This window comes from Streptomyces cirratus, from assembly GCF_014650775.1.
Classification (GTDB): Bacteria; Actinomycetota; Actinomycetes; order Streptomycetales; family Streptomycetaceae; genus Streptomyces; species Streptomyces cirratus.
Window position 1 is genome coordinate 216,531 of the sequence record NZ_BMVP01000001.1, and the last position, 24,097, is coordinate 240,627.

19 protein-coding genes are annotated in these 24,097 nt (G+C 73.6%); 13 read left to right on the forward strand and 6 right to left on the reverse strand.

The window, feature by feature from the left end:
* Positions 1–142: 142 nt before the first annotated feature.
* Entirely contained in the window at positions 143–1,030 is an 888-nt protein-coding gene (locus tag IE207_RS01025; protein WP_190182068.1) for an alpha/beta hydrolase, read from the reverse strand.
* On the reverse strand, positions 1,027–1,785 hold the full coding sequence (locus IE207_RS01030) for an SDR family NAD(P)-dependent oxidoreductase (protein ID WP_190182069.1): 759 nt from the start codon (positions 1,783–1,785) through the stop codon (positions 1,027–1,029). Before IE207_RS01030 ends, IE207_RS01025 begins: the two co-directional genes overlap by 4 nt.
* 66 nt (positions 1,786–1,851) lie before the next feature.
* Here IE207_RS01030 and IE207_RS01035 point away from each other — a divergent pair, with 66 nt between their 5' ends.
* Both IE207_RS01035 and IE207_RS01040 read left to right on the forward strand, forming a co-directional pair.
* Positions 1,852–2,445, forward strand: a complete 594-nt coding sequence (locus IE207_RS01035) for a PadR family transcriptional regulator (RefSeq protein ID WP_190182070.1) — start codon at positions 1,852–1,854, stop codon at positions 2,443–2,445.
* A 56-nt stretch (positions 2,446–2,501) separates the two neighbouring features.
* Positions 2,502–3,002 (forward strand): pyridoxamine 5'-phosphate oxidase family protein, encoded by a 501-nt coding sequence (locus IE207_RS01040; RefSeq protein WP_190182071.1) that lies wholly within the window; start codon positions 2,502–2,504, stop codon positions 3,000–3,002.
* 71 nt (positions 3,003–3,073) lie between these two features.
* Here the strand turns inward: IE207_RS01040 and IE207_RS01045 are convergent, their stop codons facing one another.
* On the reverse strand, positions 3,074–4,342 hold the full coding sequence (locus IE207_RS01045) for a DUF1906 domain-containing protein (protein ID WP_190182072.1): 1,269 nt from the start codon (positions 4,340–4,342) through the stop codon (positions 3,074–3,076).
* 361 nt (positions 4,343–4,703) lie between these two features.
* Here IE207_RS01045 and IE207_RS01050 point away from each other — a divergent pair, with 361 nt between their 5' ends.
* The 4 genes from IE207_RS01050 to IE207_RS01065 are packed head-to-tail and all read left to right on the forward strand — an operon-like array spanning position 4,704 to position 7,573.
* Entirely contained in the window at positions 4,704–5,171 is a 468-nt protein-coding gene (locus IE207_RS01050; RefSeq protein ID WP_190182073.1) for a hypothetical protein, read from the forward strand.
* Positions 5,172–5,201: 30 nt separating this feature from the next.
* Positions 5,202–6,524 (forward strand): hypothetical protein, encoded by a 1,323-nt coding sequence (locus tag IE207_RS01055; RefSeq protein ID WP_229873223.1) that lies wholly within the window; start codon positions 5,202–5,204, stop codon positions 6,522–6,524.
* A gap of 36 nt (positions 6,525–6,560) precedes the next feature.
* Entirely contained in the window at positions 6,561–7,058 is a 498-nt protein-coding gene (locus IE207_RS01060) for a hypothetical protein (RefSeq protein ID WP_190182075.1), read from the forward strand.
* A gap of 11 nt (positions 7,059–7,069) precedes the next feature.
* Entirely contained in the window at positions 7,070–7,573 is a 504-nt protein-coding gene (locus IE207_RS01065; protein ID WP_308433539.1) for a hypothetical protein, read from the forward strand.
* 136 nt (positions 7,574–7,709) lie between these two features.
* Here the strand turns inward: IE207_RS01065 and IE207_RS01070 are convergent, their stop codons facing one another.
* The 3 genes from IE207_RS01070 to IE207_RS01080 form a co-directional block, all read right to left on the reverse strand.
* A complete protein-coding gene (locus IE207_RS01070; protein WP_190182077.1) occupies positions 7,710–9,170 on the reverse strand; it encodes a glutamate synthase subunit beta in 1,461 nt (486 codons plus the stop codon).
* Positions 9,163–13,701, reverse strand: a complete 4,539-nt coding sequence (gene gltB / locus IE207_RS01075; protein ID WP_190182720.1) for a glutamate synthase large subunit — start codon at positions 13,699–13,701, stop codon at positions 9,163–9,165. Before gltB ends, IE207_RS01070 begins: the two co-directional genes overlap by 8 nt.
* Before the next feature lie 405 nt (positions 13,702–14,106).
* Positions 14,107–14,838: a VIT1/CCC1 transporter family protein gene (locus IE207_RS01080; protein WP_190182078.1), complete on the reverse strand. Its 732-nt coding sequence runs from the start codon at positions 14,836–14,838 to the stop codon at positions 14,107–14,109.
* Between the two features lie 289 nt (positions 14,839–15,127).
* Between IE207_RS01080 and IE207_RS01085 the strand changes: the two genes are divergently transcribed.
* From IE207_RS01085 to IE207_RS01115, 7 genes are all read left to right on the forward strand, one after another.
* Complete coding sequence (locus IE207_RS01085; RefSeq protein ID WP_190182079.1) at positions 15,128–16,114, forward strand: ADP-ribosylglycohydrolase family protein; 987 nt, start codon at positions 15,128–15,130, stop codon at positions 16,112–16,114.
* 605 nt (positions 16,115–16,719) lie between these two features.
* Positions 16,720–17,964: an ADP-ribosylglycohydrolase family protein gene (locus IE207_RS01090; RefSeq protein WP_190182721.1), complete on the forward strand. Its 1,245-nt coding sequence runs from the start codon at positions 16,720–16,722 to the stop codon at positions 17,962–17,964.
* The gene (locus tag IE207_RS01095; RefSeq protein ID WP_190182080.1) at positions 17,961–19,115 is read left to right on the forward strand and encodes an ADP-ribosylglycohydrolase family protein; all 1,155 of its coding nucleotides are present in this window, start codon (positions 17,961–17,963) and stop codon (positions 19,113–19,115) included. Before IE207_RS01090 ends, IE207_RS01095 begins: the two co-directional genes overlap by 4 nt.
* A complete protein-coding gene (locus IE207_RS01100) occupies positions 19,112–20,986 on the forward strand; it encodes an ADP-ribosylglycohydrolase family protein (RefSeq protein WP_190182081.1) in 1,875 nt (624 codons plus the stop codon). The genes IE207_RS01095 and IE207_RS01100 overlap by 4 nt, the downstream gene beginning before the upstream one ends.
* Positions 20,983–21,942: a ribokinase gene (gene rbsK / locus IE207_RS01105; RefSeq protein ID WP_190182082.1), complete on the forward strand. Its 960-nt coding sequence runs from the start codon at positions 20,983–20,985 to the stop codon at positions 21,940–21,942. Before IE207_RS01100 ends, rbsK begins: the two co-directional genes overlap by 4 nt.
* Positions 21,939–23,243: a CaiB/BaiF CoA transferase family protein gene (locus tag IE207_RS01110; RefSeq protein ID WP_190182083.1), complete on the forward strand. Its 1,305-nt coding sequence runs from the start codon at positions 21,939–21,941 to the stop codon at positions 23,241–23,243. The genes rbsK and IE207_RS01110 overlap by 4 nt, the downstream gene beginning before the upstream one ends.
* The gene (locus tag IE207_RS01115) at positions 23,240–24,061 is read left to right on the forward strand and encodes an HpcH/HpaI aldolase/citrate lyase family protein (protein ID WP_190182084.1); all 822 of its coding nucleotides are present in this window, start codon (positions 23,240–23,242) and stop codon (positions 24,059–24,061) included. Before IE207_RS01110 ends, IE207_RS01115 begins: the two co-directional genes overlap by 4 nt.
* Positions 24,062–24,097: the final 36 nt, after the last annotated feature.

The window sequence follows — 24,097 nt, forward strand, 5'->3', positions numbered from 1 at the left end:
GTGGGCCGCCACAGGGTCGTCGTAGTGGACGTGCGGCCCGCCCCTAGTGCTGTGACCGGGAAGGTTCAACGGGTCGCGACGCCCGGCAGTAGACGGGCAGCCCCGCCCCCGCCACCGCATTCGCGCCCCCGGGCGGGGACGCCTATCGCGTGAGCCAGGCCGCGGCGGCCGTGAGGGCCGAGGAGGCCGCGGGCAGGGGCAGGCCCAGGAAGCCGTGGAAGACGCCCGGGTAGAGGTGGACGGCGCAGTCGACGCCCGCGGCCGCGAGACGGCGGGCGTGGGCGAGGCCCTCGTCGCGCAGGACGTCGCAGTCCGCGAGGACCAGCAGGGTGCGCGGGAGGCCCGAGACGTCGGCGGCCCGCAGCGGTGAGACGTGCGGGTGCTGCGGGTCGCCGCCGTACTGCTCCCAGTACCAGGCCATGTGCGCGGCGGTGTGGAAGTAGCCCTGCCCGTAGCGGTCGACGGACCCCGACCGCATCGAGGCGTCCAGCGGCGGGTACACGAGCAGTTGCCCGGCGACCAGGCCCGGCGCCCGCAGCGCGGTCACCGCCGCGAGGTTGCCGCCGCTGGAATCCCCCGCCACCGTCACCCGGCCCGGATCGCAGCCCAGTCGGCCCGCCTGCGCGCGAGCCCACAGCAGCACCGTCAGCGCGTCGTCCGGCGCCGCCGGCCAGGGGTGCTCCGGGGCCAGGCGGTAGTCGGCGGAGACGACCACCGCCCCGGAGGCCACCGCCAGCGCCCGGCACACGGGGTCGTGGGTGTCCAGGCCGCACATCACCCAGCCGCCCCCGTGGAAGTAGACGACCAGCGGCCGCCCGGCCGCGCCCGGCGCGGGGTCGTAGACCCGTACGGGAACACCCGCCGCGTCCGTGTCGTGGACGCCGGAAACGGCCGGGCCTCCGGGACGGGAACGGCCCCCGGCGGCCGTCGCCCGCAGGGCCGCGACGTCGCCCGGGCCGGGGAAACCCGTCGCCAGCGCGTCGCACAGCGCCCGCGCGGCCGGGGACAGGGGGTCTGGGCCGCCGGTCATCCGGCCGTCATCCCGCCGTCCACCGCGAACTCGGCGCCCGTCACGTACGACGAGGCGTCCGAGCAGAGGAAGCGGACGAGTTCCCCGACCTCCTGCGGCCGCCCCATCCGCCCCAGCGGCACGTGCGACCAGTCCCGCCCCGCGACGGCCCGGGCGACCATCGGGGTGTCGACGGCCCCCGGGTGCACCGAGTTGACGCGGATCCCGTCGCCGGCCAGGTCCAGCGCCGCCGACCGGGTCAGGCCGCGCAGGGCGAACTTGGTGGAGCCGTACGCCGCGTGGCCGGGTATCCCGACCAGGCCGGCGGTGGAGGAGACGTTGACGATCGAGCCGCCTGACGCGGCGCGCAGCAGCGGGGCCACCGCCTGGATGCCGAGGAACGGGCCGAGCAGGTTGACCCGTAGCAGTTCCTCGAAGTCGGCGAGGCCCTGCTGCTCGACGTGGGCGGTGCGCCACAGCGCCGCGTTGTTGACCAGCGCCGAGACCGTGCCGAAGGCGGTGACCGCCTCCCGTACGACTGCCGCCCAGCCGTCCGGGTCGGCGACGTCGTGCCGTACGAAGATCCCTTGGCCGCCGAGGGACTTCGCGACCGTCCTGCCCTCGTCCTCCCGTACGTCTGTGACGACGACCCGTGCGCCGGCTTCCGCGCACATGCGGGCCTCCGCCGCGCCCTGGCCGCGTGCGGCGCCGGTGATGACGACGACCTTCCCGTCCAACGTGCCCACGGAGCCCCCCTGTTCGTTTCTAATAGGCATACTTCTAGCAGTCATATCCCGGCAGGGGGAAGGGCCGTGACGCGTACCGGCCATAGACTGCGCTGCGTGCCAGACGAGACGAACAAGCGCGCACTGCCCGCCACCGGCTGGGCGGTGCTCGGACTGCTCTCCTTCGGCCAGGAGCTCTCCGGTTACGACGTGAAGAAGTGGGCCGACCGCTCCTTGCGCTTCTTCTACTGGAGTCCGTCTTTCAGTCAGGTCTACAGCGAGCTGAGGCGCCTGGAGGAGGCCGGCTACGCCTCCTCGCGCCGGATCGGCCAGGAGGACGGCGGCGCCCGCGACAAGCGCGTGTACCGGATCACCGAAACCGGCATGGCGGCCGTACGGGAGTGGGCGCAGCAGGCTCCCGTCGATCCGCCGGTGCTCAAGCACGGGCCGATGCTGCGGCTGTGGCTCGGCCATCTGCTGGAGCCGGCGCAGATGCGCGACGTACTGGGCCGGCACCGGGAGTTCGCGGAGGAAATGCGCCGCCGCGCGGAAGCGGACGCGGCGGCGGCCGGGGGCGAGGAGGCCTGGGCGTTCCCCACGCTCACCCTCAAGTGGGCCGAGCGGTACTACGCCGGTGAGCGCGATCTGGCCGCCGCGATGCTGGACGACATCGAGGCGCTCACCGCGGAACGCGGACCCGCGGGCGCGTGAGCCGGGGCCGGTGCGCCTGAACGGCGGCCGCCGGGGGGCCGCGCTTTGATGGGCGTATGACGACGAACAACTGGGCAGCGCTCGAGAAGGCGGACCCGGACTTCGCGGAGGCCGTCCGGGCCCGCTTCGCCCAGCGGCCCCACCACGTCCTCGCCACCCTGCGCCGGGACGGCTCCCCGCGCCTGAGCGGGCTCAATGCCGAAATCCGCGGCGGTGAGCTGTGGCTCGGGATGATGCCCGGCTCGATGAAGGCCATGGACCTCCGGCGCGACCCGCGTTTCGCCCTGCACTCCAACCCGGGTGAGGACGAGTCGATGCCCGGCGGGGACGCACGGGTCTCGGGGCGCGCGCTGGAGCTGCTGGACCCGCCGGAGCTGCACCGGTACGCGGAGGAGACGCAGACCCCGCACCCCTTCCACCTGTTCCACGCCGACCTGACGGAGGTCGTCCACGTCACGGTCGAGGGCGACGACCTGGTGATCCGCACCTGGACCCCGGGCCATCCCGTGCGCACGCTGCGCCGCGGCAACGACGACGAGCCGCCGCGCGAGGGATGACCCGCCTCTGGTGCTGTGACCGGAAAGGTTCACCGGGTCGCGACGCCCGGCAAACCTTCCCTGCCACAGCACTAGGTGAACGGGATCAGGTCCCGGCCGCGTCGCAGCGGGGGGAAGGCGGCCGGGTCGATGTCGAGCCGGCTGCGGTCGATGTTGATCGTGACGTCGCCGAAGGTGGCGTCGTGGCCGCCGCGGAACTGGTGGGCGCGGCGCCGGCCGGGCCACTGGGCGCCTCCGGCGGGCAGGCCCATGTCGGCGTCCGTCACCGAGGCGGAGAGGTTCCAGCGGGCCACCCACAGCACGTCCGGCATGTCCTGCGGGGCCTGGTGGTAGTGGGCGCTCAGCGCCGGGACCCCGGACGCGGCGTGTACGTAGGCCGCCGAGCGGTAGCCCAGCGCGTGCAGCCGTGCCGTCCAGGCGGTGAGGTAGGCGACGACGGGGGCGTCCCAGGTGTCGCGGTCCGTGTAGTGCTCCAGGTCGTTGTAGAGCACCGTGTTCGCGCCCAGGCCCAGCGAGCGGGCCGCCTCGACCGCCCCGTCGGCGGCTTCGACACCCTCGTCGCTGGCTTCGGAGGGGTCGGTGGACAGGCCGGTGCTGGAGCTGTCCCAGGGCTGCGGGCCGACCCAGATCGGCATCAGGTGCCAGCCCGCCTCGGCCTGGTGCCGGACCCAGCCGGAGGTCAGCCGGGGCTGGGCGCAGGCCCGGGCGCGGCCGCCGATGTAGATGCCGACCGCGCGGAAGGGGGAATCGGCGCGCCAGGTGTCCATGTCGCTCTGGGTCGGGGCGGTGCAGGCGTCGAAGCCGGTGCCGGTGAAGGCCGGCTGGCCGGTGAGGGGGCGCCGGACCATTGCGGGGCTGACGGTGTCGGCCGCCGGGGCGCCCGCGGTGGCGGGGGTGATCGTACGGGCCCGTGCCAGGAGTTCCCGTACGGCGTCGGGGCTGTTCCCGTACGACAGGGTGGCCATCACCCCGGGGTGGCGCAGGGCGTAGCGCACTTCGCGGCTGTCGCCGGGCGGCGCGGGCGGTACCTCGGCCCCGTCGGTGCGCAGGGTCGGGATGTCGGCGCGCTCGGGGGCGCCGTCGAGGGGTTCCAGGTGCAGGGTGTCGGCGCGGCTGCGTACGGCGCGGCCGGAGCACTCGCCCTGGCTGCCGGCGTGCCCGAGGTAGAGGGTGGGCAGGTCGAGGCGCAGGCAGGCCTCGGGGTTCCGGTCGAGGTCGACGACGCGCCAGTCCGCGGGGACGGTGAGGCGCATCCCGTGGTACTCGACGGTCCGCCCGTCGGCGGCGGCGGGCGGGGCGGGCGCGAGCAGGGCGGCACCCAGCAGAGTGGCCAACATCATTCGGGACGGCATGGGCCCCACAGTTACCAGACGCCACCGCCCTGAACCGGGGCCTTGCCGGGCCCGGTTGATCCGTCCGGCCTACACCCGGGCCGGGCCTCGCGGACCGCTGCGCCCGGTCGGTCCGAAGTCCCCTGCCGGTCCCCCGGCACGGCCCGGCCGGCCCGCGCCGCAGCCCGGCGGCGCCTCCCGGCCGTCCCCTGGCGGCGGTCACCCGCACGAGCGACCCGCGTCGGCGAGCCCGTCCGCGCCGGCGCCCCATTTTTCGCCGCCCTGGCGCGAGTTGGATGCACGGGTGGCTTGTTCGCACGCACAGGAGCCATGCATATGATCGGGTTCTTGCCGACGGGGAGGCCAAAAAATGGCAGGGGATTTCGATCAGGAGTGGGGTTCGGCCACAGGCGGCGCGGACCAGCAGGTGGGCATGCGGCTGAACCACGTGCCACCGGAACCATCGGGTCCGGGGCCGTCGTCCCCGCCCGTGTACGGGCCGTTCGCCCCGGGCAAGGGGCCCGCCGACTTCGCCTCGTCGCCGGCGGACAAGAAGGCGGCGGCGGGCACGATCGAGACCGAGTTGCAGCCGAACACGAAGAAGGCCGCGGAGCACGCGGACGAGGCCACCAACGCCGCCCACAAGGGCTTCGACGGGTGGGACACCGCAGCGGGCCTGAAAAAGGTGGCGGACACGTGGGACCAGCAGGTGAAGAACCTGATGGCCCGTCTGGACGCGGAGAAGGGCGCGCTGCGCGGGGCCTCGGGCCTCTTCACGGGCAATGACACCGGGATCCGCAACCGGTTCGCGGCGCAGTCGAAGCTGAACGGTCTCTAGGGGGCTGCCGTGCTGAAATACCACGAGGTCATGTCCACGAACCTGGGTCTGCTGTCGACGGCCGCGGGCAAGTGGGAGGCGATGGCGGGCGAGCTCGGCAAGGTCGAGACCCGCTACGGCGACTCCGTACAGAAGATCACCATGGGCAACACCTGGAACGGTGTCAGCTCCGGTACCGCACAGTCGGGTTTCGCGGGCACCCGCTACGAGTACTCGGCCGCGCAGATCCAGGCCAAGGCGATCGGGAGCCTGCTGCGGGACGCCCACGAGAAGTTCACCGACCTCAAGAAGAAGGTGGAAAGCGCCCGTGCCGATGCGATAGCCGCCGGCATGACGGTCTCCGAGGAGGGGCGCGTCGCCTTCGACTGGGGCAAGCTCACGCCCTCCGAGCGCAGCGCCTACCACCACGACCCCGACGGTGAGGCCTCCGTCCGCACGGCCGTCACCAAGTGGCAGCAGCACATCGACGACCGGGTCAAGGCCGTCTCCGAGCTCGACCAGAACGTCAAGCTGGCCCTTGAGGCCTGCGTCGTCGACAGCAACAAGGACGCCCTGGGCAAGGGCGCCGACATGTCGCTCGCCGGGTTCAACGCGGGCGCGGAGGGCGATCTGACGAAGGCCGTGAAGGCCGCGCAGGAGGCGAAGAAGGCCGAGAAGCCCGACGCCGAGAAGCCCGACGACGGCCTCAAGATCACCGGGCCCGACGCGGGCTTGAAACTCACCGGCGTCAAGAACGGCAAGGAGGGCTCGGTCAAGCTCTACGCCGACCTCTTCCACCTGAGCCAGGCGGGGGAGGCGACCAAGGGCGGGGTGCATTTCTCCGAGGTGTACGACGTCTACGGCGGCGCCAGGGGCACCGCGAACTACGGGTTCACCAACAAGGGCTTCAGCGCCAAGGCCGAGGCGTCCGCGGGAATCCGCGAACTCGTCGGCGGCAAGGCCGAGTACGGGCCCCTCAGCGGCTACGGGCGGACCGAGGTCTTCGCCGGCGCCGAGGCTTCGGCCGGTGTCGGGCTCGGCAAAGAGGGCTTCAATGGAAAGTTCCAGGCGTTCGCCGGGGGGAAGGCCAGCGTGGCCGGCGGCGGCGAGGTCGCCGGGATCGGCGCCGGCGGTACGGCGGAGGGCTGGTACGGCGCGGCGGGCGCGGAGCTGAAATGGGACTTCGGCAAGGGCGACGACGGCAAATATCACTTCGGTGGCAAGGTCGGTGCGGCCCTCGGTGTCGGCGGCGCCGTGGGCGGGGAGTTCACGGTCGACCCCGGCAAGGTGACCGATGCCTTCAGTGACGCCGCCCACGCGATCGGTGACACCGCCGGGTCGGTCAAGCACACCGTCGGCGGCTGGTTCGACTGATGTACGTTTCCCGTCCATACGGAAAGAAGGCCCCGGATGCCCACCACACTGCCCGTACCCATCGAATTCAGCCTGCCGGAGGGCTGGCGGGCGGCGCCGCCGGACGAGGTCGGCGCGCCGGAGGTGGCCTTCATCGCGCTGTACCCGCAGCCGGATGACGGGTTCACCTCCAACATCACCCTCGACGGTGGCTTCCTGCGGGACGAGACGACGATGGAGGAGCTCGCCGACGCGTCGGTGCAGCAGCTGCTCGGGGCCGCCGAATCCGTGACGGTGGCCACCCGGCACGAAATCGGCTCCGCGCAGTCGCCCGGCCTGACGCAGCGGCTGACCTTGACCGCCGTCGTCGCGGGCGTACGGCGCGACCTCGTCCAGTCCCAGGTCTACATGGCCCTCACGGACGTCACGGACCCGCACAGGCGGGCGCTGGTCCGCTCGATCCTGACGGCCACCGCCGCCCAGCACGACGACGTCCTCCCGGACTTCCAGGAGTTCCTGCGCACGGTCCGCCCCGACACCGGGACGGGGGCCTGATCATGGGGCTGATGGACAGGTTCACCGGCACCCGCCACCCGGACCGCGGCGTCGCGCCGCTGTCCGCCTCGGAGGTCCGGGAGGCGCTGCTCGCGGTCAACGGCCCGGACAAGCCGTACGTCGTGCGGAACGCGAGGCCGACGGAGAAGGCGGACCTGGTGGCGGAGTGGCGGGTCCTGGAGCCGGCCTGGCGCTCCTTCTTCCTGCAGTCCCGGCTGGACCGGACCCTCAAGACCAGGATGCGCCTGGTGCCCGGCAACCACGAGGTGCGGGCGCTCGACGAGCAGCTGGAGATCACCTGGGTCGGGGACACGCCCAAGCTGGCCACGTCAGCCGAGTACGGCCGCGGTCAGGTGACGACGGTGTCCAAGCAGTGGACGATCGAACGGGGCCCCGACGGCCGCCGCCGCATGGTCGAGGAGTTCTCCTTCGACACGCGGCAGATGAAGACCCCCCTGCAGAAGGCGGTCCTCGGCGCGGGCTGGACCTGGCGCGGAGCCCTGTTCAAGCTCTGACCCGCGGCCCCGCACGCCACAGCGCCCGCCATCCCGGTCGGGGACATGGCAGGCGCTGTGTCGAGTGCCGCACACCGTTGTACGGACCGCATGAGAGGGCCCCGGCCGCCCACCGACGGCCGGAGGCGGGGCTCCGTTACACCGTCAGCGAGCGGTCGGTCGGCTTGACCGGGTACGGGAGGGTGCTGGCGCCGGTCAGGAAGCGGTCCACGCCGCGGGCGGCCGAGCGGCCTTCCGCGATGGCCCAGACGATCAGCGACTGCCCGCGGCCCGCGTCACCGGCGACGAAGACGCCGTCCACGTTCGTCGCGTACGAGGCGTCCCGCGCGACGTTGCCCCGGGCGTCCAGTTCCAGGCCGAACTGGTCCACCAGGCCGTTGGCCTGGTCGGTGCCGGTGAAGCCCATCGCGAGGGTGACCAGCTGCGCCGGGAGGACGCGCTCGGTGCCCTCCTTCTGGACCAGCTTGCCGTCCACGAACTCCACCTCGATCAGGTGCAGCGCCTGGACGTTGCCGTCCTCGTCACCCTCGAAGTGGGTGGTGGAGACGGAGTAGATCCGCTCGCCGCCCTCCTCGTGGGCCGAGGTGACCTTGTAGAGCATGGGGAAGGTCGGCCAGGGCTGCCCGGCGGGGCGGTCCTCGGACGGCTTCGGCATGATCTCCAGCTGGGTGACCGACAGGGCGCCCTGACGGTGGGCGGTGCCCACGCAGTCCGCGCCCGTGTCGCCGCCGCCGATGACGACGACGTGCTTGCCCTCGGCGGTGATGGGGGGCGCCACGAAGTCGCCCTCCTGCACCTTGTTGGCGAGCGGCAGGTACTCCATCGCGAAGTGGATGCCCCGCAGCTCGCGCCCCGGCACCGGCAGGTCGCGGGAGACCGTGGCGCCCGCCGCGATGACGACCGCGTCGTAGCGCTTGCGCAGCTTCGCGGCGTCGATGTCGCGGCCGACCTCCACTCCCGTGCGGAACTTGGTGCCCTCCGCGCGCATCTGCTCGATGCGGCGGTTGATGTGCACCTTCTCCATCTTGAACTCGGGGATGCCGTACCGCAGCAGGCCGCCGATGCGGTCCGCGCGCTCGTACACCGCCACGGTGTGGCCGGCCCGTGTCAGCTGCTGGGCGGCGGCCAGCCCGGCCGGGCCGGAGCCGATGACGGCGACGGTCTTGCCGGAGAGGCGCTCCGGGGGCTGCGGGGTGACGTCGCCGTTGTCCCACGCCTGGTCGATGATCGAGACTTCGACGTTCTTGATGGTGACGGCCGGCTGGTTGATGCCGAGCACGCACGCCGACTCGCAGGGCGCGGGGCAGAGCCTCCCCGTGAACTCCGGGAAGTTGTTCGTGGCGTGCAGGCGCTCGGAGGCGGCCGTCCAGTCCTCGCGGTAGGCGAAGTCGTTCCACTCGGGGATCAGGTTCCCGAGCGGGCAGCCGTTGTGGCAGAACGGGATGCCGCAGTCCATGCAGCGGCCGGCCTGCTTGCTGATGATCGGCAGCAGGGAGCCGGGGACGTAGACCTCGTTCCAGTCCTTGACGCGTTCGGCGACGGGACGGGTGCAGGCGGTCTCGCGGGGGGTGGTGAGGAAGCCCTTCGGGTCAGCCATTGGTCGCCGCCTCCATCATCTTCTCAGTGGTCTCGGACTCGGAGAGTCCGGCCCGCTCAGCGGCGTCCTTGGCGGCGAGCACTGCCTTGTACGTGGTGGGGATGATCTTGCTGAAACGGTCCGCGTTCACGGTCCAGTCGGCCAGGAGCTTCGCGGCCACGGTCGAGCCGGTCTCCTCCTCGTGGCGGCGCACCACATCGTGCAGCCACTGCTTGTCGGCGTCCGAGAGGGCCTCGACGGCCTCGGTGTTGCCGGCGTTGACGTTGCGCGGGTCGAGGTCGACGACGTACGCGACGCCGCCGGACATGCCGGCCGCGAAGTTGCGGCCCGTCCCGCCGAGGACGACGGCCGTGCCGCCGGTCATGTACTCGCAGCCGTGGTCGCCCACGCCCTCCGAGACGACCAGGGCGCCGGAGTTGCGGACGCAGAAGCGTTCGCCGGTGCGGCCGCGCAGGAACATCTCGCCGCCGGTGGCTCCGTAGCCGATGGTGTTGCCGGCGATGGTCGAGTACTCGGCGAGGTGGTCGGCGCCGCGGTCGGGGCGGACCACGACCCGGCCGCCCGACAGGCCCTTGCCGACGTAGTCGTTGGCGTCGCCCTCCAGGCGCAGGGTGATGCCCTTGGGCAGGAAGGCGCCGAACGACTGGCCGGCGCTGCCGGTGAAGGTCAGGTCGATGGTGTCGTCGGGCAGGCCCGCGCCACCGAACTTCTTGGTGACCTCGTGGCCGAGCATGGTGCCGACGGTCCGGTTGATGTTCCGTATGGCGACCTGTGCCCGTACGGGCTGGGCCTCCTCGGCGGTCGGCGCGTTCAGCGCCTCCGCCGCGAGCTCGATCAGCTCGTTGTCGAGGGCCTTCTCCAACCCGTGGTCCTGCTCGATCACGGCGTGGCGGACCGCGCCCTCGGGCAGCTCGGGCACGTGGAAGAGCGGCTCCAGGTCCAGACCCTGCGCCTTCCAGTGCGTGACGGCCTTGCTGGTGTCGAGCAGCTCGGCGTGGCCGACGGCCTCCTCGATCGAGCGGAAGCCCAGCTCGGCGAGGAGCTCGCGGACCTCCTCCGCGATGAACTCGAAGAAGTTGACGACGAACTCCGGCTTGCCGGAGAAGCGGTCGCGCAGGACGGGGTTCTGCGTGGCGATGCCGACGGGGCAGGTGTCCAGGTGGCAGACGCGCATCATGACGCAGCCGGAGACGACGAGGGGGGCGGTCGCGAAACCGAATTCCTCGGCGCCCAGCAGCGCGGCGATGATCACGTCGCGGCCGGTCTTGAGCTGGCCGTCCGTCTGGACCACGATGCGGTCCCGCAGCCCGTTGAGCAGCAGGGTCTGCTGGGTCTCGGCGAGACCGAGCTCCCAGGGGCCGCCCGCGTGCTTGAGCGAGGTCAGCGGGGAGGCGCCCGTACCGCCGTCGTGGCCGGAGATGAGGACGACGTCCGCGTGGGCCTTGGAGACACCGGCTGCGACCGTACCCACGCCGACCTCGGAGACCAGCTTCACGTGGATGCGGGCGGCCGGGTTGGCGTTCTTGAGGTCGTGGATCAGCTGGGCCAGGTCCTCGATGGAGTAGATGTCGTGGTGCGGCGGCGGGGAGATCAGACCGACGCCCGGGGTGGAGTGCCGGGTCTTGGCGACCCACGGGTACACCTTGTGACCGGGCAGCTGGCCGCCCTCGCCGGGCTTGGCGCCCTGCGCCATCTTGATCTGGATGTCGTCCGCGTTGACGAGGTACTCGCTGGTGACTCCGAAGCGGCCGGAGGCGACCTGCTTGATGGAGGAGCGGCGCGCGGGGTCGTACAGGCGGTCCGGGTCCTCGCCGCCCTCACCGGTGTTGGACTTGGCGCCCAGCTGGTTCATGGCGACGGCGAGGGTCTCGTGCGCCTCCTTGGAGATGGAGCCGTACGACATCGCGCCCGTGGAGAAGCGCTTGACGATGTCGGCGACCGACTCGACCTCCTCGACGGGGATCGAGGGCCGGTCGGACTTGAAGCCGAAGAGGCCGCGCAGCGTCATCAGCCGCTCGGACTGCTCGTTCACCCGCTCCGTGTACTGCTTGAAGATGTCGTAGCGGCGGTTGCGGGTGGCGTGCTGGAGGCGGAAGACCGTGTCCGGGTCGAAGAGGTGCGGCTCGCCCTCGCGGCGCCACTGGTACTCGCCGCCGATCTCCAGCGCGCGGTGCGTGGCCGCGATGCCGGTCGCCGGGTACGCCTTGGCGTGGCGCGCGGCCACCTCCTTGGCGATGACGTCGAGGCCGGCGCCGCCGATCTTGGTGGCGGTGCCGCTGAAGTACGTACCGACGAACTCCTCGTTCAGGCCGACGGCCTCGAAGACCTGGGCTCCGCGGTAGGAGGCGACGGTGGAGATGCCCATCTTCGACATGACCTTCAAGACGCCCTTGCCGAGCGCGTAGATCAGGTTCTTGATGGCCTGCTCCGGCTCCAGGCCGGACAGGAAGGTACCGGCGCGCAGCAGGTCCTCGACGGACTCCATGGCGAGGTACGGGTTGACGGCGGCCGCGCCGTAGCCGATCAGGAGCGCGACGTGGTGGACCTCGCGGACGTCACCGGCCTCGACCAGCAGGCCCACCTGGGTGCGCTGCTTGGTGGCGATGAGGTGGTGGTGCACGGCGGAGGTGAGCAGCAGGGACGGGACCGGCGCGTGCTCGGCGTCCGAGTGGCGGTCGGAGAGGACGATGAGGTGGGCGCCGCCGGCGATGGCCGCGTCGACCTCGCCGCGGATCTCCTCCAGGCGGGCGGCCAGCGCCTCGCCGCCGCCGGAGACCCGGTAGAGGCCCGAGAGGGTGGCGGCCTTCATGCCGGGCATGTCGCCGTCGGCGTTGACGTGGATGAGCTTGGCCAGCTCGTCGTTGTCGATCACCGGGAAGGGCAGGGTCACGCTGCGGCAGGACGCGGCGGTCGGCTCCAGCAGGTTGCCCTGCGGGCCCAGCGAGGACAGCAGCGAGGTGACGAGCTCCTCGCGGATGGCGTCCAGCGGCGGGTTGGTGACCTGCGCGAAGAGCTGCGTGAAGTAGTCGAAGAGCAGCCGGGGCCGCTCGGACAGGGCCGCGATCGGGGAGTCCGTACCCATGGAGCCGAGCGGCTCGCCGCCGGTGCGGGCCATCGGCGCGAGGATGACGCGCAGCTCTTCCTCGGTGTAGCCGAAGGTCTGCTGGCGGCGGGTGACCGAGGCGTGGGTGTGCACGATGTGCTCGCGCTCGGGCAGGTCCGTCAGCTCGATCTCGCCGGTCTCCAGCCATTCCGCGTACGGGGCGGCGGCGGCCAGCTCGGCCTTGATCTCGTCGTCCTCGACGATGCGGTGCTGGGCGGTGTCGACGAGGAACATCTTGCCGGGCTGGAGGCGGCCCTTGCGGACGACCTTCGACGGGTCGATGTCGAGGACGCCGACCTCGGAGGACAGTACGACCAGGCCCTCGTCGGTGACCCAGTAACGGCCGGGACGCAGACCGTTGCGGTCGAGGACGGCGCCTACCTGGGTGCCGTCGGTGAAGGTGACGCAGGCCGGGCCGTCCCAGGGCTCCATCATCGTGGAGTGGTACTGGTAGAAGGCGCGCAGGGCCGGGTCCATGGAGGTGTGGTTCTCCCACGCCTCCGGGATCATCATCAGCACGCTGTGCGGCAGGGAACGGCCGCCGAGGTGGAGCAGTTCCAGGACCTCGTCGAAGGACGCCGAGTCGGAGGCGTCGGGCGTACAGATCGGGAAGATCCGGTCCAGCGCCCCGTCGCCGAAGACGTCGGAGGCGAGCTGGGACTCGCGGGCCTTCATCCAGTTCCGGTTGCCCTTGACCGTGTTGATCTCGCCGTTGTGCGCGACGAAGCGGTACGGGTGGGCGAGCGGCCAGGACGGGAAGGTGTTCGTCGAGAACCGGGAGTGGACCAGGGCCAGCGCCGACGCGAAGCGGCGGTCGGAGAGGTCCGGGAAGAAGGGCTCCAGCTGGCCCGTGGTCAGCATGCCCTTGTAGACGATGGTGCGGGCGGAGAGCGAGGGGAAGTAGACCCCGGCCTCGCGCTCGGCGCGCTTGCGCAGCACGAAGGCCTTGCGGTCGAGCTCGATGCCCGTGCTCCCGTTGCTCACGAAGAGCTGCGAGAAGGCCGGCATGGTGGCGCGGGCGCCGTTGCCGAGCAGGTCCGGGGTGACCGGGACCTCGCGCCAGCCGAGGACCGTCAGGTTCTCCTGCGCCGCGATCGCCTCGATCTGCTCCACGGCGACGGCCTGTGCGGGGCCGTCGGCGGGGAGGAAGGCGATGCCGACGGCGTAGGCGCCGGGCTCGGGGAGGGGGAAACCGGCCACCTCGCGCAGGAACGCGTCGGGGACCTGGGAGAGGATTCCGGCGCCGTCGCCCGAATCCGGCTCGGATCCGGTGGCGCCGCGGTGTTCGAGGTTCCGCAGTACGGTCAGCGCCTGCTCGACCAGCGTGTGGCCGGCCTCGCCGCTGAGGTTGGCCACAAAGCCGACGCCGCAGGCGTCGTGCTCGTTGCGCGGGTCGTACATGCCCTGGGGGGCGGGGCGACCGTCCATCGGCGACCAGGCAGTGGTGCTGGGGCCGGTCGCGGAGTGCGTGGATGCGGAACGCATCGGCTCTCCCGTCGTCGTCGTGGCAAAGGTGCGTGCCGAGGGACGACGTTGGCCCTCTGCGAAATTTCGTGCAGGTTACATGATGACTGCGATCCCGCGTGGCGGATATCTCGTTCCAGCATGCGGACACTGCGCGAGGCGTAACGCAGGCATAAGGGGAGGTCCCGGAGCCGGGAGGCGTGCGCGGGGGTTACTGGGGGGCGTTACTGGGGGCTTCATTGCCCGGAAGCTCCCCGCGGCCGCAGCCATGGAGAGCCCTGGTGTGATGCCCCGCGGTGATGTGCTCGAAACCGCGGGGTAATCATTAATTTATGCGGCGCTCTGCATAGTGTCTCACTCCTGCGCCGCTCAGCCTACGGCTCCGCCGATCCAGGTGCCCAGGACGTAGGTCACACCGGCGGCCGCGCCACCCAGGGCCAGCTGGCGGACACCGCTGTACCACCAGGAGCGCGCGGTCACCCGGGCGACGACCGCCCCGCAGGCGAAGAGACCGACCAGGGCAAGCAGCACGGCCGGCCACAGGGCGGTCGCTCCGAGCAGGTAGGGCAGTACGGGCAGCAGCGCGCCCAGCGCGAACGAGCCGAAGGACGAGACGGCGGCGACCAGGGGCGACGGCAGGTCGTCGGGGTCGATGCCCAGTTCCTCGCGGGCGTGTATCTCCAGCGCCTGCTCCGGGTCCCGGGAGAGCTGCATCGCGACCTCGCGGGCGAGGGCGGGCTCGACGCCCCGCGATACGTACAGCTCGGCCAGCTCCTCCATCTCGTCGACGGGGTGCTTGCGCAACTGCTGGCGCTCGACATCGAGTTCCGCGAGGACGAGTTCACGCTGCGAGGCGACCGAGGTGTACTCTCCGGCGGCCATCGAGAAGGCGCCGGCCGCCAGCCCGGCCAGTCCGGTGATGACGATGGTCTGCGGGGCGACCGCACCGCCCGCCACGCCGGTCATCAGGGCGATGTTGGAGACGAGCCCGTCCATCGCACCGAAAACGGCCGGCCGCAGCCATCCGCCGTTGACGTCACGGTGGGTGTGGTTGTCGCGGTGGGCGGTGTGCAGCGGTGCTTCGGTGTCGATGATGGACATGCGCCGGATCTCCCCTTTTTTCGAGCGTTCGCGTGTGAGCGGGTACGCGAACGCGACGCGCAGACGGCCGTTCGCCGCGCGGACGGCCTCTCCCCCTGAACACCTCGAAACTACGCACGATTTCCTTCGTCCGCCAGCAAGGAAGGCCGTACTTACCTGGGGTTTCGCGGGTCGGCGACCGGGTGACGGCGGCCTTCGAGGGGTGTTTCGCGGCGTGCGACAAACGTCATCCCGTGGCACAAATCCCCCAAGGGCTCATGATGAGTCCCATCAAGTGGAGAGGCGCGCGATGGAGCTGATTGCATGCGATCCGCAGATCCTCCTCGAACGGGCCAGGGGCGCGCTTCTGGGACTGGCGGTGGGTGACGCGCTGGGCGCCCCCGCGGAGAACATGAAGCCGTCGCAGATCCGGGCGAAGTGGGGGCGGATCGAGGGCTTCGTCTCCGATGATCCGGCGGGCACCGACGACACCGAGTACGCGATCTTCTCCGGGCTGCTGCTGGCCCGTCACGGGTCGGCGCTCGCGGTCACGCACGTGGAACGGGCCTGGCACCACTGGATCGCCGACCTGGACGTCGGACCGTTCCGGGGCGCGGGCTTCTCGGAACGCGGCACGCTGGAGAACCTACGCCGGGGCCTGGCGGCGCCCATCTCCGCGCAGCACCGGCACGCCTGGTCGGACGGGCTCGCCATGCGGGCCGCGCCGTTCGGGGTCTTCGCGGCGGGGCGGCCGGCGGAGGCGGCGCGGCTGGTGGCGATCGACGGCTCGGTCAGCCACGACGGGGAGGGCATCTACGGCGGCCAGGCGGTGGCGGCCGGCGTCGCGGCGGCGATGGCGGGCGGCTCCCCGGCGTCGGTGGTCTCGGCGGCCCTGTCCGTGATCCCCTCCGACTCCTGGACGGCTCGGTCGCTGCGCAGGGCCGTGACGGCGGCCCCGCGCGGCGAGCGGGCGGTGCGCTCGGCCGTGGTGATCGGCGGCTACCCGTGGACGGACCTGGCTCCGGAGGCGGTGGGTCTGGCCTTCGGGGCGTTCGCGGCGGCGCGGGGGGACTTCGCCGAGTCGGTCCTCACGGCGGTGAACATGGGGCGCGACGCGGACACCACCGCGGCGGTGGCGGGGGCGCTGGCCGGGGCGCTGTCGGGGGCCGCGGCGATCCCGGTGGCGTGGTCGTCGGTGATCGGCCCGGTCCGGGGCAGCTGCCTCCCCTCGATGCGGGGCTACCACGTCCTGGACATCGCGGACCTCCTCACCCCCGAATCCGAGCCCCCTCGATGACCCCACCCCCGTACGGCCCCACCCCGAAGCCGGCCGCACCGGAACCCCAGCCGCCCCTGCCCCAGCCGGCGGACCACGCCCCGGAGCCCGCCCCACCCCTGCCGCCGGACCGGCCGCCGGGCCGCGGCCCGGAGCCGTTGGACGAGCGGGGCATCCGGGCGGGCACACCCGAGGAGTGGCCGGACCCCGCCCGGGCCTCGTCGGGCGACCGGCCCGGAACCCCCGACCCCGGGCCGGGGGCGTCCGGCGGCGGCTGGGTGCGGCAGAGCGGGCCGGCCTTCGGCCTGGGCGCCGAGCCACACCCCGCAAGGCCCGCCTCGGGTGCGGACCGCCCCGCCGACCCCGCGCGCGCGGAGACGCGTACCGCCACCCCGACGGCGCCCCGACCCGAGACCGGTACGGGCACCCGGACGGCCGCCCCTCCGCCCGCCACCCGAACCACCCCCGGGGCGGTGACCCACACCGGCCACGCCGGGACCCCGACCGACGCGGCGGCCCACACGGGAACCCGCACCGGGACGCAGGCCCCCACCACCACCGGCAGGGAGTCACGCACCGACGCGCAGCACCCGACCACCACCGGTGCGGGAACCCGTACGGCGCCGGTGGCGGGCGGCGGAAGCGGCGCCGCAGGCATCCGCAGCGGTGCGGAGCACCAGGCCGCCGCCGGGCCGTCGGGCCGGGCGGCCCCCGGTGGGGTGCGGCGGATCGAGGGGCTGTTGCTCGGGCTCGCCGCAGGCGATGCGGCCGGCTGGCCCGCCGCCCGGCACCGGGCCAGCCGGATGCCCGAGTGGACCCGCCGCCTCACCCGCGAGCTCGACACCTTCGCCGAGCAGAACGCCACCACCACCCTCCCCGTCCCCATCGCCCTCAACCAGCCCCCCGAACCCCTGCGCCTCGGCCCCTCCGACGACGCCGAATGGGCCGCCTTCGCCGCCGAGTCGGTGCTCACCGCCGCCGGCGTCCTGCTCAGCGACCTCTCCCGTTCCCGCCGGATGCGGGCCGCCATCGACCTCGCCTGGAACGCCCTGGCCAGCGAGGTGGCGGCCGCCGCCGAGCGGGCCCCGGAAGTCGAGTCGGCCGTACTCCCCCTCCGCGCCCGCATCTCCGTCCGCGCCGGCCTCGGCAACCTCGCCGCCGGCCTGCGCCCGCCCGCCACCGGCCACGACAACCCGCACTACTTCGACGACGCCGCCTGCGTCCGCGCCTGCGTCCTGGCCGTCGTCCACCCCGGGGACCCCCGCGCTGCGGCGGACCTCGCCGAGTTCGACGCCCGCTACACCCAGGACGGCGACGGGGTCCACGGCGCCCGCGCCATGGCCGCCGCCATCGCCACCGCCCTGGCCGGCGCGGACACCGACGCCGCCGTCGACGCCGCCCTGGAGCAGCTCCCCGAAGCCACCGAGATCGGCCGCAACGCCCGCCACGCCGTCAAGCTCGCCCGTACCGACGACGGCGGCGGCGCCTTCGCCCTCGTCCCGCTCCTGGAGCACCAGATCGTCGACCACGTCTACAGCTACGGGATCGCCGCCGCCGAAACCGTCCCCGTGGCGCTCGCCCTGGTCACGGCCGCCCGTGGCGACGTCGCCCGCGCCGTACCGGCCGCCGCCTGCCTCTCGCGCGTCGCGGACTCCGCCCCCGCCCTGGCCGGGGCCCTCACCGGGGCGCTCGGCGGCGCCGAATGCCTGCCCGTCGCCTGGCGCGAGGCCTGCCGCACCCTCTCCGGCTGCGCCCTCCCCCGCCTCGCCGGCACCGACCTGGTCGAGCTCGCCGCGCTGCTCGCCCGTACGGAACTCACCTCGCCCAAAACCCCCGCACCGCTCGCCCTCCAAGAGAGGATCCGGACATGACGCCCAACCCCCTCACCCTCGACGACCGGGCGGCCGGCTGCCTGGTCGGCGCGGCCGTCGGCGACGCCCTCGGCGGCCCGGTGGAGGGCTGGTCCCCGGACCAGATCGTCGAGCGGCACGGCGGCCGCGTGCACGGCATCGTCGGCCCCTGGTACGAGGACTGGCGCACCGCCCGGCCCATCGCGCCCTACCACAAGGGCGACGGGCACGTCACCGACGACACCCTGATGACCCATGCGCTGGTACGGGTCTACGAGGCCGTACGCGACCACCTCGACGCGTACGCGATCGCCGAGCACCTGGTCCCGGACCTGATGACGAACCCCCGCTGGATCCCGGAACTCGAAGCCGAAGCCCTGCCCCTCCAGCGGGTCTTCCTCGCGGAGAAGTGGATCGTGACCCGGCTGCACTACGCGCACGCGGACCCGCGCGAGGCCGGCAACGGCAACATCGTCAACTGCGGGGCGGCGATGTACATGGCGCCGGTCGGCATCGTCAACGCGGGCAACCCGGCAGGGGCGTACGCGGAGGCGCTGGACGTGGCGGGGGCCCACCAGTCCTCGTACGGGAGGGAGGCGGCGGGCGTGTTCGCGGCGGCGGTGGCTGCGGCGTGCGTGCCGGGGGCGACGGCGGACTCGGTGGTGGACACGGCCGTGTCCGTGGCGAAGGACGGCACCCGGGCGGCCATCGAGGCCGTCCGGGACGTCGCGCGGGGCTGCCGGGACTTCGAGTCGGCGCTGGGCCCGCTACGGGAGGCGGTCGCGCCGTACGACTCGGTGGGACCGGACTACCGCACGCCGTCGCTGGGCGCCCGGCGGCCGTCACGGCTGCACTCGATCGAGGAACTGCCGATCGCCCTCGGCATGCTGCTGATCGCGGACGGGGCGTACGAGGGGTCGGTGCTCGGGGCGGTGAACTACGGGCGGGACTGCGACTCGACCGCCACGATGGCGGGGGCGCTGTCGGGAGCGCTGAACGGTCTCGCGGCCGTACCGGAGGCGTGGGCGAAGCAGGTCGCGGAGGCCAGCCGGCTCGACCTGCACGCCCCGGCGGCGGCGCTGACGGCGGTGGCCCGCGAGGTCTTCACCCGCGACCGGTCGCGCCGCCGCGCCCACGAAGCGGCCTTCACCGAGATCGCGACCTCCCCATGACCGGCCCCGCCCCGACACCACCCGACGGAAGCAACGGCAACGGGCCTGCCCTGGCGGCACCCCCACGAGCCGACGCCCACGGGCCCGCCGCAACGCCGTCCGGCGCCGCCGACCGGGCCCAAGCCGACCCGGCGGCGCCCCCACCGGGCCGCAACCAGCGACCCCCTGACGCGGAGCCGCACACAGCCGACCAGACGCCGGCCGCTCCACCGAGCCCGACGGCACCTGCACACAGCGCCGCCACGACGGGGACCGTACGGCTGACGTGGGTTCAGCCCGAGGACCTGGTCGGGCACGAGCTGCGGCAGGCGGCGCAGGACGGGCGGGACGCGGAGCCGCTGTCGCGGGCCTGGCTCGCGGCGGGCGGGCACCCGGCCCCAGAGCGGGCCGGCGCCTCCTCGGCCCCCGCCGACCCCGGGCTGCGCGCCCTGGCGGCCCGCCTCCTGGGCGAACTCGCGGCGCTCCCCTCCCCCGCGGCCCCCGACGAACCGGAGTCTTGGCAGGCCATCACCGCCACCTGGCCCCATGCCCCGGCATCCGAGGGCCCGGGCTGCCACCCCGGCCCCGCTCCCCAGGCGTACCGGCGGCCCGCCCCGTCGCCGGAGACCGAACCGCCGGCGGAGCCGGACGCTCACATCGGCAACCCCCCGCACCCACAGCCGGGACGGCAGCAGGCGCACCCCGGACAACGCCTCCGCTCCCGGCCGGGAGCCCAGCTCGCCCCCAAGCCGGAGGCCACCCCGGCACGAGAAGCCGCAGCGCACCCCGGGGCGTGGCCCGAGCCGCACCCCCGCCCCGGCCCCGGCCCCGGCCCCGAAGGCGGGCTCGTGCGGCGGCTGGAGGCCGCGTGGGTGGGGCGGGCCGTCGGGTGCGTGCTCGGCAAGCCCGTCGAGAAGCTCCCGCTGGCCGGCATCCGACGCCTCGCCCGCGCCGCAGGCAACTGGCCCCTGGACGACTGGTTCACCGCCCGCGGCGTCCCCGCCGGGCTACTGGCCGCGTACCCCTGGAACCGCCGTTCCGCCCCCACCTCCCTCGCCGAGAACATCGACGGCACCCCCGAGGACGACGACCTCAACTACCCCCTCCTCGGCCTGCTCCTCCTCCAACGCCACGGCAAGCGCTTCACCACCGCCGACGTCGGCCGCCTCTGGCTCGACGAGCTCCCGGCCGGCCGCACCTTCACCGCCGAGCGCATCGCGTACCGCAACCTCCTCCTCGGTCTGGAACCCCCCGCCACCGCCACCCACGACAACCCCTTCCGCGAATGGATCGGCGCCCTCATCCGAGCCGACGTCCACGGCTGGACCAACCCCGGGGATCCGGCCGCCGCCGCGGCCCAGGCCTACCGGGACGCCGTCCTCACCCACACCGCGAACGGCGTCTACGCGGCCCTGTTCATCGCCGCCGCCATCGCCGAGGCCGCCACCGGCCGGGCCGACGTCCACACCGCGCTCCGCGCCGGACTCGCCGTCGTCCCACCCCGCTCACGGCTCGCCGGAGCCGTCCGCCACGCCATCGACACCGCAGCCGGGCACACCGACTTCGACCGCGTCGTGGACGTACTCCACGCCCGCCACGGCGGCCACTACCACTGGGTCCACGCCATCCCCAACACCGCCCTCATCGCCGCCGCCCTCACCCACGCCGACGGCGACTTCACCCACTCCGTCTGCCGCGCCGTCTCCGGCGGCTGGGACACGGACTCCAACGGCGCCACCGCCGGCTCCCTCGCCGCCCTCGTCGCGGGCGAGGTACCGCAGCGCTGGGCCGCGCCCCTCAAGAACCGCCTCGCCACGACCGTCGCCGGTTTCGACGGCATCGGCTTCGACACCCTCGCCCACCTCACCGCACAGGAGGCAGCCCGCTCATGACGGCCATCGCCGTGCTCGGCAGTACGAACATGGACCTCGTCGCCTACGTCCCGAAGGCCCCCCGGCTCGGCGAGACCGTCACCGGCACCGCCTTCCGTGCGGTCCCGGGCGGCAAGGGCGCCAACCAGGCGGTGGCCGCGGCCCGTTGCGGCGGCGAGGTGGTGATGATCGGGGCGGTGGGGGCCGACGGGTTCGGCGTACGGCTGCGGTCCGCGCTCGCCGAGGCCGGGGTCGAGACGGCGGCCCTGCGCACCGTCGAGGGCGCCAGCGGCACCGCCCACATCACCGTCGACGGCGAGGGCGCGAACAGCATCATCGTCATCCCGGGTGCCAACGGGCTGGTCACCGGTCTGGAAGCGGGCGACGACTCGCGGATCGGCGCCGCCGACTACCTGCTCCTCCAGCTCGAACTGCCCCTGGAGGCCGTCCTCGCGGGGGCCCGTGCCGCCCGGGCCCACGGCGTACGGACCGTCCTGACCCCGGCCCCGGTCCAGCCGCTGCCGCCCGAACTCCTCGACCTCACCGACCTGTTGGTGCCGAACGAGCACGAGGCCGCCGCCCTCACCGGGCTCACCGACCCGCACGCGGCGGCCCGGGCCCTGCTCCAGGACGTGCCCGAGGTCGTGGTCACCCTCGGGGCGGCCGGGGTCCTCTACGCGGCCCGGGACCGCCGGCCGCTGACCGTGCCCGCGCCGCGCGTGCGGGCGGTGGACACCACCGCCGCCGGGGACACCTTCGTCGGGGCCCTCACCGTGGCCCTGGGCGAGGGCCGCCCGGTGCCCGAGGCCCTGCGCTGGGCGTCCGCGGCCGCCGCGCTGTCCGTACAGCGGTCGGGCGCCCAGGACTCGATGCCGACGCGCGCCGAGACCGAAGCGTTTGCCCTGGCCGGGCGGAGTGCGGGAACCGGGCAGCCCCCCGGCCCCCACCCCGAGCCCACCCCGGGAGCCCCCGCATGACCGCCGACCCGCAGGGCCCCGCCGCAGCGACGCCCGCCTCGGCAACCCCCGACCCGCAGGGCCCCGCCCCGGCAACCCCCGCCCCGGCAGCCCCTGGTCCGCGGGGCCCCGGCGCGGTCGGCCCCCTCGCCGGGCTGCGGGTGCTCGACCTGGCCACCCTCTTCGCCGGGCCCCTCGCCGCCACCCTGCTCGGTGACTTCGGTGCCGAGGTCGTCAAGGTCGAGCACCCCGTGCGCCCCGACCCCTCCCGCGGCCACGGCCCCGCCAAGGACGGCGTCGGGCTCTGGTGGAAACTGCTGGGGCGGAACAAGCGGACGATGACCCTCGACCTGTCGGGCCCAGGCGGCCGCGACACCCTGCTGCGGCTGGCCGCCACCGCCGACGTGGTCATCGAGAACTTCCGCCCCGGCACCCTGGAGAAGTGGGGCCTCGGCTGGCCGGAGCTGTCCGCGGCCAACCCGCGCCTGGTCCTGGCCCGCGTGACGGCGTTCGGCCAGCACGGCCCGTACGCCCGCCGCCCCGGCTTCGGCACCCTCGCGGAGGCCATGAGCGGCTTCGCCGCGATCACCGGCGAGCCGGAGGGGCCCCCGGCGCTGCCACCGTTCGGGCTCGCGGACTCGATCGCCGCGCTGACCACCGCCTACGCCGTGATGGCGGCTCTCGCGGGCCGCGACCGCACCGGGCAGGGGCAGGTGGTGGACCTGGCCATCATCGAACCGATCCTCACCGTCCTCGGCCCGCACCCGCTCTGGTACGACCAGCTCGGCTACGTCCAGCCCCGCACCGGCAACCGCTCCTCCAACAACGCGCCCCGCAACACCTACCGCAGCGCGGACGGCCGCTGGCTGGCGGTGTCCACCTCGGCGCAGTCCGTCGCGGAACGCGTCCTGCGCCTGGTCGGCCGGCCCGAGCTGATCGCGGAGCCCTGGTTCGCGACCGCCTCCGGCCGGGCCGCCCACGCACCGCTGCTCGACGAGGCGGTCGGCGGGTGGATCGCCCGGCACAAGGCCGACGAGGTGATCGCCGCCTTCGAGGAAGCCGAAGCGGCGGTCGCCCCGGTCTACGACGTACGGGACGTGATGGCCGATCCGCAGTACGCGGCGCTCGGCACCCTCACCGAGGTCGAGGACCCGGAGCTGGGACCGATCCGCATGCAGAACGTCCTCTTCCGGCTTTCCCGCACGCCCGGCGCGATCCGCTGGGCGGGCCGCCCGCACGGCGCCGACACCGACGCCGTCCTCACCGAACTCGGCCTGACCGGGGCCGAGATCACCGCTCTCCGCAAGGAAGGGGCCCTATGATCCTTAGCTGGCTGTACGCACCCGGTGACCGGCCCGAAGTGGTCTGGAAGGCCCTGCACTCGGGGGCCGACGCCGTCATCGTGGACCTGGAGGACGCGGTTTCGCTCTCCCGCAAGGAGTACGCCCGCGCCGCGACCGCCGAACTCCTCACCGAACGGCCGCCGGTACCCGTCCACGTCCGGGTCAACGCCCTGGACTCCCCCTGGGCGGGCGCCGACCTCACCGCGCTGACCGGGCTGCCGGGCCTGGCCGGCCTGCGCCTGCCCAAGGTCTGCGCGCCCGAGCAGGTCGCGGCGGTCGCCGGCCGCACCGGCGGGGTGGCCCTGTACGCCCTGCTGGAGTCCGCGCTGGGCGTGGAGCGGGCCTACGAGATCGCCCGCGCCCACCCCGCCCTGCGCGGGCTGGCCCTGGGTGAGGCCGACCTCCGGGCCGACCTGGGCATCAGCTCCGAGGCGGGGCTGGACTGGCCGCGCTCACGGGTGGTGGTCGCGGCCCGGGCCGCCGGGCTGGCCCCGCCCGCGCAGTCGGTGTTCCCCGACATCCGGGACCTGGAGGCGCTGGCCGTCTCCTGCGCCCGCGGGCGTGCGCTGGGTTTCCTGGGCCGGGCGGCGATCCACCCCCGCCAGCTCCCCGTGATCGAACGGGCCTACCTGCCCGGCCCGGAAGAGGTCGCCGCCGCCGAGCAGATCATGGCCGCGGCCCGGCTCACCCCCGGCGCGGTGGCCCTCCCCGACGGCCGTTTCGTCGACCCGGCGGCACTGGCGGGCGCGGAACGCGTGGTCGCCCTCTCCCGCCGCGACTCCCGGGTCCCCTCCTGACCCGGCCACCCCCGGTCCGCACCCGAAGCCGGGAAG